A 14,880-nucleotide genomic window follows, 5' to 3' on the forward strand; every position below is an offset into this window, starting at 1 on the left:
TTCGCCGCCAGGCTCTCCGGCCGTTGTCCACCCGTGCTCAAGCCGGGAGCGACCCGGGCTCTACCGGAACCCCAGATCGCTTCGATCACCCGTTCCTACCGTGGCGGCGAGGGCCGGCCCGGCACGGGCGGCCCGCGGAGGGGAGGCGTGACATGCCGGCGACGACGGTGCGGGCGGTGGAGGACGGCGCGGCCGGGAACGGCGGTGCCGGTACGCGGGACACCGGCGCGGAGGGCACGGAGCCGGGCACGGTGAACGGCGCCGGACGCGCGCCGGCGGGACCGGAGCGGACCGCGCGGCGGCTCGCCGCCTCCGCGCTCGCCGGGGAGGGCCGGGTGCCCGGCCCGTCGCCGGACGCCTGGCTCGCCGAGCGCGGCGGGGCCGGCGCGCTCCGCGTCGAACGCGTCTCCCTCTCCGGGCTCGCGGGCTGGTCGTTCGCCCCCGGCACCGGCGACCTCCGCCACGACAGCGGACGCTTCTTCAGCGTCGAGGGCCTGTCGGTGCGCCGCGAGACCGGGCCGGTCGACAGCTGGTCCCAGCCCGTGCTGGTGCAGAGCGACATCGGCGTCCTGGGCCTGCTCGCCAAGGAGTTCGACGGCGTCCTGCACTTCCTGATGCAGGCCAAGATGGAACCCGGTAACGCCACCCGCACCCAGCTCTGCCCCACCGTGCAGGCCACCCGCAGCAACTACACGGGCGTGCACGGCGGCGCCCCCGTCCCGTACCTCGACCACTTCCTCCGGCCCGGCCGGGGCCGGGTGCTCGTCGACGTCCTCCAGTCCGAGATGGGCTCCTGGTTCCACCGCAAGCGGAACCGGAACATGGTCGTCGAGGCGCTCGACGAGGTGCCCGTCGGCGACGACTTCCGCTGGATGACGCTGGGCGAGGTGCTCGACCAGCTCCGGCACGACGACGTCGTCAACATGGACGTCCGCACCATCCTCGCCTGCCTGCCGCTCGCCGCCCGGGGAACCGCAGGCGCGGCGGGCGCTCCGCGCCGCGGCCAGGCCCGGCACGAGGACGCCGAACTGGCGCACTGGTTCACCGACATGAAGGCCCGGCACCCGATGGTCACCCGGCGGGTCCCGCTCGCCGCGGTGAGCGGCTGGACGTGCGGACCGGACGAGATCGCCCACGAGGAGGGCCGCTACTTCCGCGTCATCGGCGTCCGCGTCGAGGCCACCCAGCGCGAGGTGCGGTCCTGGTCGCAGCCGCTGCTGGCGCCCGTCGCCGAGGGCGTCGTCGCCTTCCTGCTGCGCCGCTTCGGCGGCGTCCCGCACGTCCTCGTGCAGGCCCGGGTGGAGGCCGGACTCCTGGACGGCGTCGAATGGGCGCCCACCGTCCAGTGCACCCCGGCGAACCTGGCCGGGACCGGACTGCCCCGCCCCCGCTTCCTGGACGCCGTCCTCGGCGCGCCGGCCGCCGCCGTCCGCTACGACACCCTCCTCTCCGACGAGGGCGGCCGGTCCTACCACTCGCTGGCCCGGCACCTGGTGGTCGAGGCCGGGGAGGACGTGCCGGACGAGGAGCCCGACGGCTTCCGCTGGGTCTCCCTCGGACAGCTGGCCGCCTTCGCCCGCCACGGCTACCAGGTCAACGTGCAGGCCCGGTCGCTGCTGAGCGTCCTCTACGGCCTGTGGGCCGAGGGCGCCGGGACCGGCGCGGGGGAGTCCTCGTGAACGGCGCGGGACCCGTGCGGATCGGGGTGCTCGGCTGCGCCTCGATCGCCGAACGGCGGGTGCTGCCCGCGCTGTGCCTGGCGGCGGAGCTGGAACTCGCCGCCGTGGCCAGCCGCGACCCGGCGAAGGCCGCCCGCTTCGCCGGGCGGTTCGGCTGCGCGGCGGCCGCCGGGTACGACGCGCTCCTGGACGACCCCGGGATCGAGGCCGTCTACCTCCCGCTGCCCACCGGGCTGCACGAGCGGTGGGCCGAGCGGGCCCTCGCCGCGGGCAAGCACGTCCTGGCGGAGAAGCCGCTGACCACCTCGGCGCGGGCCACCGCCCGCCTCTACGACGCGGCCCGGACGGCCGGACTGGTCCTCATGGAGAACCTGATGTTCGTCCGGCACCGCCAGCACCGCGAGGTCGCCGCGCTGGTCGCCTCCGGCGCCATCGGCGAAGTCCGCGAGATGACCGCCGAGTTCGGCATCCCGCCGCTGCCCGAGGACGACATCCGGCAGGTGGCCGGGCTGGGCGGCGGCGCCCTCCTCGACATGGGTGTCTACCCGGTGCGGGCCGCCCAGTTCCACCTCGGCGGCCCGCTCGACGTGGCGGGCGGCGTCCGCCGGTACGACCCCGTGCGCGGCATCGACGTCTCCTGCACCGCCGTCCTCGTCTCGCCCGCCGGCGTGCCCGTCCGCATCGCCGTCGGCAGCGAGCGCGGCTACCGCGCCTCCTACACCCTGTGGGGCGCGGAGGGCCGGATCACCGTCGAGCGCGCCTTCACCCCGCCGCCCGACCACCGGCCCGCCGTGCGCATCGAGCGGCAGGGCGTCACCGAGGTGCGCGGCCTCGCCCCCGACGACCACTTCCTCGCCCTCGCCCGGCGCTTCGCGAGCGCCGTCCGCGGCACCCTCGCGCCCGCCGAGGCGGCCGAGGACGAGCGGCAGACCCTGTACCAGGCCCGGACCCTGGACGCGCTGGCCACCGACACGCGGCGGATCCCGCTGTGACCGCCGACCGGTCCGGGAGCGGCGGGGCCGTGTCCGGGGAGGCCGCGTCCGGTGAGGCCGCCTTCGGGACGGCGGCGCCCGGGGAGGCCGTACCCGGGGAAGCCGTTTCCGGGACGGCGGCGTCCGGGGAGGCCGCGTCCGGTGGCGCCGGGCCCGGTTCCCGTACCGCCCTGGTCGTCGGCGGGGCCGGCTTCGTCGGGCGGCACGCCGCGGCGGCGCTCGCCGGCGGCGGCTTCCGGGTCCTGACGCTCGGACGCGCCCCCCGCCCCGGCGCGCTGCGCGCCGACCTCGCGGCGACCGCGCCCGGGGAACTGGCGGCCCTGCTCGACCGGCACCGCGTCGACCTGGTCGTCAACGCGGCCGGAGCCGTCTGGGGCGGCCTGGACGAGGAGACCGTCCACCGCGCCAACGTCACCCTGGTCCGCACCCTCGTCGAAGCCGTCGCCGTCTCGGCCCGCGCGCCCCGGCTGGTCCAGCTCGGGTCCGGCTACGAGTACGGCCCCACGCCCGAGGGGGCGTCCGTCACCGAGGACGCCCCCGCCCGCCCCACCACCCCCTACGGGCGGACCAAACTGCTCGCCACCCGCACCGTGCTGGCCGCCGCCGAGGAGGGCCGGATCGACGGAGTGGTCCTGCGCGTGGCCTCCGCCCTCGGGCCGGGCGCCCCGGCCGGAAGCCTCTTCGGCGCCCTCCTGGAACGGCTGCGGGCCGCGCCCGCCGGCGGGCCGCCCGCCGAGATCGTGCTCCGTCCCCTGGTCAGCCGCCAGGACTTCGTCGACGTCCGGGACGTGGGGGCCGCCGTGTGCCGCGCGGCCACGGCCGCCCCGGGCGCCGCCCGGCTCCTCAACATCGGCGGCGGGCGGGCCGTGCCCGTGCGCGACCTCGTCCGGCACCTGGTCGGACTGAGCGGGGCCCCGGTCCGGATCACCGAACGCGACGACGGCACCGGAGCCCGCGGCGGCGGCCTGGACTGGCAGCTCCTCGACACCGCGGCGGCCCGCGCCGCGTGGGGCTGGACCCCGGCGCGCGGCCCCGAGAACGCCCTGCACGACCTGTGGCACCACTGACGCGGCACCCGCCCCACCCACCACCACGGCCTTACGGAACGGGACCCCCGATGACACTCGCGACACCCACCGCCTCCACCGCCTCCACGACCGACACCGCCCCCGCCGCCGACACCAGGGACGAACTCCTCGACCGCGTCCGCGCCTACGCGCGCGAGCGGCTGGCCGGGTCCGACTTCGTCCCCGGCGTCACCCCGGTCCAGCCCGCCGGCGGCGTCCACGACGAGGAGGACACCGTCGCGCTGGTCGAGGCGGCCCTCGGCATGCGGATCGCCGCCGGCGTGAGCGCGCGCCGCTTCGAGCGGCTCTTCTCGCGCGCCCTCAAGGTCCGCAAGGCCCACCTCACCAACTCCGGGTCCTCCGCCAACCTGGTCGCCCTGACCGCCCTCACCTCGCCGCAGCTCGGCGAGGACCGGCTGCGCCCCGGCGACGAGGTCGTCACCGTCGCCACCAGCTTCCCGACGACCGTCAACCCGATCCTGCAGAACCAGATGGTGCCGGTCTTCGTCGACGTCGACCTCGGCACCTACAACACCACCGTCGACCGGATCGCCGACGCCATCGGGCCGCGCACCCGGGCGATCATGATGGCGCACACCCTCGGCAACCCCTTCCAGGCCGCCGAGGTCGCCGAACTCGCCCGCGAAAAGGGGCTCTTCCTCGTCGAGGACAACTGCGACGCGGTCGGCTCCACCTACCGGGGCAAGCTCACCGGAGGCTTCGGCGACCTGTCGACCGTCAGCTTCTACCCCGCCCACCACCTGGCCATGGGCGAGGGCGGCTGCGTCCTCACCGACAACCTGGTGCTCGCCCGCGTCGTCGAGTCCGTCCGGGACTGGGGCCGGGACTGCTGGTGCGAGCCCGGCGAGGACGACCGCTGCGCCAAGCGCTTCGACCAGCAGTTCGGCAAGCTGCCGCACGGCTACGACCACAAGTACGTCTTCTCGCACGTCGGTTACAACCTGAAGACCAGCGACCTGCACGCCTCCCTCGGCCTCAGCCAGCTCCGCCGCCTGGAGGAGTTCACCGACGCCCGCAAGCGGAACTGGCGGCTGCTGCGCGAGGGCCTCGACGGCACGCCCGGCCTGCTGCTGCCCGAGCCGACCCCCGACAGCGACCCCAGCTGGTTCGGCTTCGCCGTGACCGTCCTGCCCGACGCGCCCTTCACCCGGCGCGAGCTCGTCACCCACCTGGAGTCCCGGAAGATCGGCACCCGGCTGCTCTTCGCCGGCGACCTGACCCGCCACCCGGCCTACCTGGACCGCGAGTTCCGGGTCGGCGGTCCCCTCGACAACAGCGCGCTCGTCACCGAGGGCACCTTCTGGCTCGGCGTCTACCCCGGCATCACGCCCGAGATGGCGCAGTACGTCATCGACTCGGTGCGCGAGTTCGCCGCCGGACGCCGCCGCACCGGCTGACGCCGCCCGGGCCCCGCCCCAGGGTCCCCCGCGGCCCGTCCTTCCGGCCCCGGCCGGCCGCCTCCTCGCCCGCAGACCTTCCCGAACCTCCTCGACAGGGGTGCACTCATGGACGTAGAAACCGCCCTGCGGCCGGCCCCGGCCGCCCCCGGGCCGCAGCCGGCCGGTGAACCGATCGCCGTGGTCGGGATCGCCTGCCGGCTGCCGCGCGCGGCCGACCCGGGCCGTTTCTGGCAGCTGCTCGACGAGGGCGGGGACGCCGTCGGCACCGCCCCCGACGGACGACCGGGCCCCGAGGTCCCGGAGGCGTACCGCAAGGGCGGCTTCCTGGACGACGTCGCCGGCTTCGACGCGGCCTTCTTCGGCTTCTCGCCGCGCGAGGCGGCCGTCACCGACCCCCAGCAGCGGCTCGCCCTGGAGCTGGCCTGGGAGGCGCTGGAGGACGCCAGGACCGTCCCCGCCGCCCTGCGCGGCGCGGCCGCCTCCGTCCACGTGGGCGCCATCGCGAGCGACTACGCCACCCTCCTGCACGAGCACGGCGACGAGGCCCTCACCGCCTACACCCTCACCGGCAACCACCGGAGCGTCATCGCCAACCGGATCTCGCACCTGCTCGGGCTCACCGGCCCCAGCCTCACCGTCGACTCCGGCCAGTCCTCCTCGCTCGTCGCCGTCGAACTGGCCTGCGCGAGCCTGCGCTCCGGCCAGAGCGAGCTCGCCCTCGCGGGCGGCGTCCAGCTCAACCTCGCGCCGCACTCCACCCTGGGCACCGTCCGTTTCGGCGGCCTCTCCCCGGACGGCGCCTGCCACACCTTCGACGCGCGCGCCAACGGCTACGTACGCGGCGAGGGCGGGGCCTTCGTCGTCCTGAAGACCCTCTCCCGGGCCCTCGCCGACGGCGACCGCGTCCACTGCCTGATCCTCGGCGGCGCCGTCAACAACGACGGCGCGGGCGACCGGCCCGGCCTCGCCGTGCCGAGCGCGGCCGGCCAGGAGGACGTGCTGCGCCGGGCCTGCGCCGCCGCCGGCACCGACCCGGCCGACGTCCAGTACGTCGAACTGCACGGCACCGGCACCCGGGTCGGCGACCCGGTCGAGGCCGCCGCTCTCGGCGCCGTCTACGGCACGGCCCGCCGGGCCGCGGGCCGGCCGCCGCTGCACGTCGGCTCCGCCAAGACCAACGTCGGCCACCTGGAGGGCGCCGCGGGCATCACCGGGTTCCTCAAGGCCGTGCTCGCGCTCTCCCGCCGGTCGCTGCCGGCCAGCCTGCACTTCGAGACCCCGAACCCCGCCGTCCCCCTCGACGACCTGGGCCTGCGGGTCTGCACCGCCACGACCCCCTGGCCCGAGGACGGGGCGCCGCTGCGCGCCGGCGTCAGCGCCTTCGGCATGGGCGGCACCAACTGCCACCTGATCCTGGGGGAGTGGACCGGGGACCGGTCGCGGCGGCGGACGGACCCGGAGGCGGGCACCGCTGCCGCCGGGCCCTCCGCACCCGTCGTGCCTTCCGCGCCCGTCGTGCCCTCCGCGCCCTCCGCGCCCGTGCTGTGGCCGCTCGCCGGCCACACCGAGCAGGCGCTGCGCGACCAGGCCCGCGGCCTCCTCGAGCGCATGAGCCTGCCCGGCGCCCCCGCGCCCGCCGCCGTCGGCCGCTCGCTCGCCGCCACCCGTACCGCCTTCGAGCACCGCGCGGTGGTCCTCGGCACCGACCCCGCCACGCTCCTCGGCGGACTGGGCGCCCTGGCCGGCGGAACGCCCTCGGCAGCCGTGGTGCGCGGCCGGGCCGGGGGCGAGCCCGGCGCGCCCGGACTGCCGCCGGCCCCCGCCCGTACCGTCTTCGTCTTCCCCGGCCAGGGCTCCCAGTGGCCCGGCATGGCCGCCGGACTCCTCGACACCGAACCGGTCTTCGCCCGCCGGCTGGCCGAGTGCGCCGAGGCCCTCGCCCCGCACACCGACTGGGACCTCCTCGACGTGGTCCGCGACGCGCCCGGCGCCCCCGGCCTGGACCGGGTCGACGTCGTCCAGCCCGCGCTGTGGGCCGTGATGGTCTCCCTCGCCGAGCTGTGGCGCAGCCACGGCCTCGTCCCGGACGCCGTCGTCGGACACTCCCAGGGCGAGGTCGCGGCGGCCACCGTGGCCGGCGCGCTCACCCTGGAGGACGCCGCCCTGACCGTGGCCCGGCGGGCCGCCGCGCTGCGGCGCGTCTCGGGCCGGGGCGGCATCCTCAGCGTCGCCCTGACCGCCGCCGAGGCCGAGCGGCTCATCGCCCCTTGGACCGGACGCCTCGCCGTCTCGGTCCTCAACGGGCCCGCCCAGACCGGCGTCTCCGGCGACCGCGAGGCCCTGGACGAACTCGCCGAGCGGCTCGACCGCGACGGCGTCTGGTGCCGCCGGGTCGCCATCGACTACGCCTCGCACACCGCCCACGTCGACGAGGTCCTCGACGACGTGCGCCGCGAACTCGCCGCCGTCACCCCCCGGTCCGGCCCGCTCCCGATGATCTCCACGGTCACCGGCGAGCCCGTCGACACGGGCACGCTCGACGCCGAGTACTGGGCCGCCAACCTGCGCCAGCCGGTGCGCTTCGAGGCCGCGGTGCGGCGGACCCTCGCCGACGGCACCCGGCTCTACGTCGAGTGCAGCCCGCACCCGGTGCTGACCTGGGTCGTCCGGGAGACGCTGGAGGACGCGGGCGCGCGGGCCGCCGTCGTCGGCACCCTGCGCCGCGACGCGAGCGGGGAGGACGGGCACGGCTTCCCGCGGGCGGTCGCCGAGGCGTACGTCCACGGCGCGGCCGTCGACCTGACCCGGCCGAACGGCCCCGGCGCCCTCGTCGACCTGCCGGGGTACGCCTTCCAGCGCCGCCGCCACTGGTTCGACGGTCCGGGCACGGCCACGGCGCCGCCCGACGCGGCGGACGCCGGGCGTGCGGACGCCGGGCGCGCGGAGACAGGGCGTGCGGACGGCGGGCGTGCGGACACGGACACCGGTGCGCCGTCCGGTTCCGTCGTCCCGGGCGGCCCGTCCGCTCCGGAGGCCGCCGCCGCCCCGGGCGGGCCCACCGCCGGGGAGGTCGCGGCGCTCGTCCGGGGGCTCGCCGCCGCCGTCCTCGGCCACGACTCGGCCGCGGAGGTCGACCCCGAGCGGTCGTTCACCGCCCTCGGCTTCCACTCGCTGACCGCCGTCGAACTCCGGGACCGGCTCAACGAGGCCACCGGACTGACGCTGCCCACCACCGTCGTCTACCACCACCCCACCCCCGCCGCGCTCGCCGCCCACGCCGCCGGACTGCTCGCCGCGCGCGACGCCGTCGCCGCCACCGGCGCGCAGGACCCGGCGGCGCCCGGCCCCGACGCCCTCGGGGCCGGGGACACCGGGGACGCGGGGGACGCCGGCACCGCGGAGCCCCTCGCCGTCGTCGCCATGAGCTGCCGCTTCCCCGGCGGCGCCGACTCGCCGGAGGCGCTCTGGCGGCTGCTGGCCGAGGAGCGCGACGGGATCGGCGCCTTCCCCGACAACCGGGGCTGGGACCTCGCGGGCCTGTACGACCCCGACCCGGACACCCCCGGCACCAGCTACACCCGGCACGGCGGCTTCCTCTACGACGCGGACCTCTTCGACCCGTCCTTCTTCGGCATCAGCCCCCGCGAGGCTGCGGCGATGGACCCCCAGCAGCGGCTCCTCCTGGAGACCGCCTGGGAGGCCGTGGAACGCGCCGGGATCGTCCCCGCCGCCCTGCGCGGCACGGGCGTCGGCGTCTTCGTCGGCGCCATGGCCCAGGAGTACGGCCCCCGCCTCCACGAGGACGCGGCCGGCCACGACGGACACCTGCTCACCGGCGGCTCCATCAGCGTCGCCTCCGGACGCATCGCCCACCTGCTGGGCCTGAACGGCCCCGCCCTCTCCGTCGACACCGCCTGCTCCTCCTCGCTCGTCGCCCTCCACCTCGCCGCCCAGTCGCTGCGCCGCGGCGAGTGCGACCTCGCCCTCGCGGGCGGCGCCGCCGTCCTCTCCCAGCCGGGCATGTTCGTGGAGTTCAGCCGGCAGCGCGGACTCGCCGAGGACGGCCGCTGCAAGCCCTTCGCCGAGGCCGCCGACGGCACCGCCTGGGCCGAGGGCGCCGGCATGGTGCTGCTGGAGCGGCTCTCCGACGCGCGCCGCAACGGCCACCCCGTCCTCGCCGTGATCCGGGGCACCGCCGTCAACCAGGACGGCGCCAGCAACGGCCTCACCGCACCCAGCGGCCCCGCGCAGGAGGACGTCATCCGCCGCGCGCTCGCCGACGCCTCGCTCGCCCCCGCCGACGTCGACGCCGTCGAGGCGCACGGCACCGGCACCCGGCTCGGCGACCCCGTCGAGGCCCAGGCGCTCATCGCCGCCTACGGCGAGGACCGGCCCGCCGGCGCCCCGCTGCGGCTCGGCTCGCTCAAGTCGAACACCGGCCACACCCAGGCGGCCGCCGGCGTCGGCGGCCTGATCAAGATGGTGCTGGCCCTGCGCCACGAACTCCTGCCGCGCACCCTGCACGTCGACGCCCCCACCCCGCACGTCGACTGGTCCGCCGGGACCGTACGGCTCCTCACCGCCGCCGAGCCGTGGCCGCGCGGCGCCCGCCCCCGCCGGGCCGGGGTCTCGTCCTTCGGCATGAGCGGCACCAACGCCCACCTGATCCTGGAGGAGGCCCCCGCCGGGACCGGCCGTCCGGACGCCCCCGAGGCCCCGCCGGCCGACGCCGCGACCGCCGCCGTCCCCGGCCCCGTCCCCGTGGTCGTCACCGGGCACAGCCCCGACGCCGTCCGCGCCCACGCCGACGTCCTGCGCACCTTCCTCGCCGCACCCGCGGTGGAGCCGGCGGCGACCCCGGCCGAGCTCGGCCGCGCGCTCCACGTCACCCGCACCCGCTTCCCGTACCGCGCCGGCTTCGCCCCCGCCACCCGCGAGGAGCTGCTCGACGGGCTCGCGGCGCTCGCCGACGGCCACCCCGAGGCCCCGCCCACGGTCCGCGCCGGCACCCCCGGACCCGGCCCCGTCTTCGTCTTCCCCGGCCAGGGCTCCCAGTGGGCCGGCATGGCCGCCGGACTCCTCGACACCGAACCGGTCTTCGCCCGCCGGCTGGCCGAGTGCGCCGAGGCCCTCGCCCCGCACACCGACTGGGACCTGCTCGACGTGCTGCGCCGCGCCCCCGGCGCCCCCGGCCTCGACCGCGTCGACGTCGTCCAGCCCGCCCTGTTCGCCGTGATGGTCTCGCTGGCCGCGCTCTGGCGCGCCTCCGGCATCGAGCCCGCCGCCGTCGTCGGCCACTCGCAGGGCGAGATCGCCGCCGCCTGCGTCAGCGGCGCGCTCGGCCTCGACGACGCCGCCAAGGTGGTCGCGCTGCGCAGCCGCGAGCTGGTGCGGCTCGCCGGCAGCGGCGCCATGCTCTCCGTGGCGCTCCCCGCCGACCGGGTCCGCGAACTGCTGGCCCGCCGCCCCGGCGAGGTCCACGTCGCCGTCGTCAACGGGCCGGGAGCCACCGTCGTCGCGGGCGAACCGGCCGCCCTCGACGCCTTCGTCGCCGACCTCGGACCGGACGTCCACACCCGGCTCCTGCCGGTCGACTACGCCTCGCACTCCCCGCACGTCGCCCCGGTGCGCGAGCGCGTGCTGGAGGTCCTGGACGGCATCCGGCCGCGCCCGGCCGCCGTCCCCTTCCACTCGACCGCGCTCTGCCGCCGGCTCACCGGCACCGAACTGACCGGCGCCTACTGGTACGGCAACCTGCGGGAGACCGTCCGCTTCGCCGACGTCGTCCGCACCCTCGCCGACCAAGGTCACACCCTCTTCGTCGAGGTCAGCCCGCACCCCGTGCTCACCGCCGCCATCGACGAGACCCTCGCCGAACGGCCGGGCGCCGCCGCCGTCGGCACCCTGCGGCGCGACGACGGCGGACGCGACCGCTTCGCCGCCTCCCTCGCCGCCGCCCTCGCGCACGGCGCCACCGCCGACCCGGCCCGCCTCTACCCCGGCGCGCCGGCCCGCGAACTCGCCCTGCCCACCTCGCCGTTCCGCCGCGAGCGGTACTGGATGGACGCCCCGCGCCCCGCCGCGGGACCCGAACGGCTCGGTCTGGACGACCCCGGACACCCGCTGCTCGGCGCCGCCGTGCCGCTCGCCGACGGCGGCGGACTGGTGCTCAGCGGCCGGCTCGACCCCGCCGGACAGCCCTGGCTCGCCGACCACGTCGTCTCCGGCACCCCCCTGCTCTCCGGCACCGCCTGCCTCGACCTGGCCCTGCACGCCGGCGCCCTCACCGGCTGCCCCGCCGTCGCCGAACTCGGCCTCGCCGCACCCGTGGTGCTCCGCGAGGACGCGCCCACCCCGGTCCAGGCGATCGTCTCCGAGGCAGACGAGACCGGACGCCGCTCCCTGGCCCTCTACGCCCGCGCCGCCGACGACGCGCCGTGGCAGCGCTGCGCCACCGCCGTCCTCACCCCGGACGCCGCCCCCGGGCCGCACCCCGCCGGGGACCCGGCCGTCTGGCCGCCCGAGGACGCCGTCCCGCTCGACCCCGCCGCCGGATACCCGGACCTTGCCGACGAGGGATACGGCTACGGGCCCGCCTACCGCGGCCTGCGGCGCGCCTGGCGCCTGGGCGAGGAACTGCTGGCCGAGGTCCGGCTGCCCGAGGGGACCGCCCCCGAGGGCTTCGGCGTCCACCCCGCGCTCCTCGACGCCGTCCTGCACGCCGCGCTCCTCGCCGGCACCCGCGCACCCGGCCGGATCGACCTGCCGATCACCTGGAGCGGCGTACGGCTGCACGCCGAGGGCGCCACCGTGCTCCGCGCCCGGCTCACCCCGGCCGGCCCGCAGGCCTGGCGGCTGACCGCCACCGGGCCCGACGGAGCGCCCGTCCTCGACGCCGAGGCCGTCGAATGGCGCACCGCCGACCGGCACCGGATCGCGGCCGCCGACGGAGCGGGCCGGGCCCTCCAGCGCGTCGACTGGCAGGAGCACCGGCCGGCGCCCGCCGCCGGTACGGACCTTCCGGCGGTCGGGCACCTCGGCGGCTCCCTCGCCACGGCGCCGGACGCCCTCACCGGCCTGGAGGCCCGCCTCGCCGCCGGCACGCCCGCGCCCGGCACCGTGACCGTGCGCGTCGAGCCGGGCGGCGACCCGCGCGACCGCACCGTCGCCGCCCTCGCGCTCGCCGCGCGCTGGCTGGAGTCCGAACCGCTCTCCGGAGCCCGGCTGCTGGTCGTCACCCGGGGCGCCGTCGCGGCCCGGCCCGGCGACCCGGCCCCCGACCCCGCCCAGGCGGCCGTCTGGGGCGCCCTGCGCAGCGCGGCGACCGAACACCCCGGGCGCTTCGCCCTCCTGGACGCCGACCCGGTCCACGGCACGGACGACTCCGGCGTCACCGCCGCGGCCGCCGCCGGTGCCCCCCAACTCGCCCTGCGCGACGGCGTCCCGCTCGCCCCCGTGCTCGTCCCGGCGGCCGGGGCCGACGCCCTGGCCACCCCGGACGGGCCGTGGAAGCTCGACGTCGCCGAGGGCGGCGGCACCACCGACAGCCTCCGCGCCGTCGCCCACCCAGAGGCCGGACGGCCGCTGGGCGAGGGCGAGGTGAGGATCGCCGTACGGGCCGCCGGGCTCAACTTCCGGGACGTCTTCGTCACCCTCGGCGCGCTGCCCGGCGCCACCGGGGTCGGCATCGAGGTCGCCGGCACCGTGCTGGAGGCCGGGCCCGGAGCGGGCGGGCTCGCGCCCGGCGACCGGGTCGCCGCGCTCGTCCGCGACGCCGGATCGCTCGTCGTCGCCGACCACCGGCACGTGCTGCGCGTCCCCGACGACTGGACGTACGCCCAGGCCGCGACCGTCCCGGTCGTCTTCCTCACCGCCTACTACGCGCTGGTCGACCTGGCCCGCGTCCGCTCCGGCGAGCGGCTGCTCGTGCACGCCGCCGCCGGCGGGGTCGGCCTCGCCGCGCTCCAGCTCGCCCGCCACCTCGGCGCCGAGGCGTACGCCACCGCGGGGCGCGGCAAGTGGCACGCGGTGCGCGCCGCGGGGGTGCCCGGGGAGCGGATCGCCGACTCCCGGACCCTCGCCTTCGAGGAGGAGTTCCGCACCGCCACCGGCGGCGCGGGCGTCGACGTCGTCCTCAACTCGCTCACCGGCGACTTCCTGGACGCCTCGCTGCGGCTGCTGCCGCCGGGCGGCCGGTTCGTCGAGATGGGCAAGACGCAGATCCTGGACCCCGACGACGTCGCCGCACGCCACCCGGGCGTCGCCTACACCGCCTTCGACCTGCTGGAGGTCGACCCGGACCGGATCCAGGCGATGCTCGCCGACCTCGGCGACCTGTTCCGCACCGGGGCGCTGACCCCGCTGCCGGTCACCGCCTGGCCCGTGGCACGGGCCAGGGCAGCGCTGCGCCACCTCCAGCAGGCCCGCCACATCGGCAAGCTGGCCCTGACGCTGCCCGCGCCGCTCGACCCGGACGGCACCGTGCTCGTCACCGGCGGCACGGGCACCCTGGGCGCCCTCTTCGCCCGGCACCTCGTCACCGCCCACGGCAGCCGGCACCTGGTGCTCGCCGGGCGGCGGGGACCGGACGCGCCCGGCGCGGCGGAGCTCGTCGCGGAACTGGAGGCGCTCGGCGCCCGGGTGACCGTCGCGTCCTGCGACGTCGGCGACCGGGAGGCGGTGGCCGCGCTGCTCGCCGCCGTCCCCAAGGAGCACCCGCTCACCGCCGTCGTCCACGCGGCCGGCGTCCTCGACGACGGCGCCGCGCACGCCCTGACGCCCGATCAGGTCACCCGGGTGTTCGCGCCCAAGGCCGACGCCGTCCGCCACCTGCACGAGCTGACCGGCGGCGCGGACCTGGCCGCCTTCGTCTCCTTCTCCTCGATCGCCGGCACCCTCGGCACGGCGGGACAGGCCAACTACGCGGCGGCCAACGCCGTCCTCGACGCGGTCGCCGCCCGCCGCCGGTCCGTGGGCCTGCCCGCCACCTCGATCGCCTGGGGCCTGTGGGGCAGCGACAGCGGCATGACCGGCCACCTCGGCGAGGCCGACCTGGCCCGGATGCGGCGGGCCGGCGTGGCGCCGCTCGGCGATGCCGAGGGGCTCGCGCTCTTCGACGCCGCCCTGGCCGACGGCTCCGACCTGCTGGTCGCCGCCGCCTGGGACCGAGGCGCCCTGCGCCGGCAGGCGGAACGCGGTACGAGGCCGCCGATGCTGGCCCGGCTCGCCCCGGCACCCGTCCAGCGCCGCAGGGCCGCCGCCGGGGCCGGCACCGCCGGTGCGGAGGACGCCACCCCGCTGCCCGAGCGGCTGGCGACCCTCGACGCGGACGCCGGCCGGGCGGTGGTCGCCGCGCTGGTCCGTACCGCCGCGGCGTCGGTCCTCGCCCACGACGCGGAGGCCGTCGACCCCGACCGCGAACTCCGCGAACTGGGCCTGGACTCCCTGACCTGCGTCGAGCTCCGCAACCGGCTGACCGCCACGACCGGGCTGCGGCTCGCCGTGGCGGACATCTTCGGCCACTCCACGGTCACCCGCCTGGCCCGCCACGTCCACGAGACGCTGACGGCGCGGGGATGACCTGACGGAACGCCCGACCCCGGTCCGACGGGCCGGGGCCGGGCGTCCGGCGTGCCGGGGCCGGTCGCCCGTCGGCCGACCGCCGGTAGGCCGGACGCTGCGAGGTCGTCACCGCCCGGGCGCCGTCCGGCCTGGGGCCGGC

The 14,880-nt window shown here is 77.9% G+C and carries 5 protein-coding genes; all 5 read left to right on the top strand.

Translation table 11 applies throughout. The features are described from left to right. Nucleotides 1-152 precede the first annotated feature (152 nt). The 5 genes from ACF1ED_RS18565 to ACF1ED_RS18585 all read left to right on the top strand — a co-directional run bounded on the left by ACF1ED_RS18565 (nucleotide 153) and on the right by ACF1ED_RS18585 (nucleotide 14,738). On the top strand, nucleotides 153-1,679 hold the full coding sequence (locus tag ACF1ED_RS18565; RefSeq protein ID WP_391761659.1) for an NDP-hexose 2,3-dehydratase family protein: 1,527 nt from the start codon (nucleotides 153-155) through the stop codon (nucleotides 1,677-1,679). Then, nucleotides 1,676-2,671: a Gfo/Idh/MocA family protein gene (locus ACF1ED_RS18570; RefSeq protein ID WP_391761661.1), complete on the top strand. Its 996-nt coding sequence runs from the start codon at nucleotides 1,676-1,678 to the stop codon at nucleotides 2,669-2,671. Before ACF1ED_RS18565 ends, ACF1ED_RS18570 begins: the two co-directional genes overlap by 4 nt. Then, the gene (locus ACF1ED_RS18575) at nucleotides 2,668-3,738 is read left to right on the top strand and encodes an NAD-dependent epimerase/dehydratase family protein (protein ID WP_391761663.1); all 1,071 of its coding nucleotides are present in this window, start codon (nucleotides 2,668-2,670) and stop codon (nucleotides 3,736-3,738) included. Before ACF1ED_RS18570 ends, ACF1ED_RS18575 begins: the two co-directional genes overlap by 4 nt. 50 nt (nucleotides 3,739-3,788) lie before the next feature. Next, nucleotides 3,789-5,156 (top strand): lipopolysaccharide biosynthesis protein RfbH, encoded by a 1,368-nt coding sequence (rfbH, locus tag ACF1ED_RS18580; protein WP_391761665.1) that lies wholly within the window; start codon nucleotides 3,789-3,791, stop codon nucleotides 5,154-5,156. A gap of 108 nt (nucleotides 5,157-5,264) precedes the next feature. Continuing rightward, a complete protein-coding gene (locus tag ACF1ED_RS18585; RefSeq protein WP_391761667.1) occupies nucleotides 5,265-14,738 on the top strand; it encodes a type I polyketide synthase in 9,474 nt (3,157 codons plus the stop codon). Nucleotides 14,739-14,880 lie beyond the last annotated feature (142 nt).

It is taken from the genome of Streptomyces sp. NPDC014656, assembly GCF_043084305.1.
Lineage (GTDB): Bacteria > Actinomycetota > Actinomycetes > Streptomycetales > Streptomycetaceae > Streptomyces.

What these genes read in the sequence shown, in the direction of transcription:
- rfbH (WP_391761665.1), top strand. Translation starts at nt 3,789, where the DNA reads ATGACACTCGCGACACCCACCGCCTCCACCGCCTCCACGACCGACACC.
- ACF1ED_RS18585 (WP_391761667.1), top strand. Translation starts at nt 5,265, where the DNA reads ATGGACGTAGAAACCGCCCTGCGGCCGGCCCCGGCCGCCCCCGGGCCG.
- ACF1ED_RS18565 (WP_391761659.1), top strand. Translation starts at nt 153, where the DNA reads ATGCCGGCGACGACGGTGCGGGCGGTGGAGGACGGCGCGGCCGGGAAC.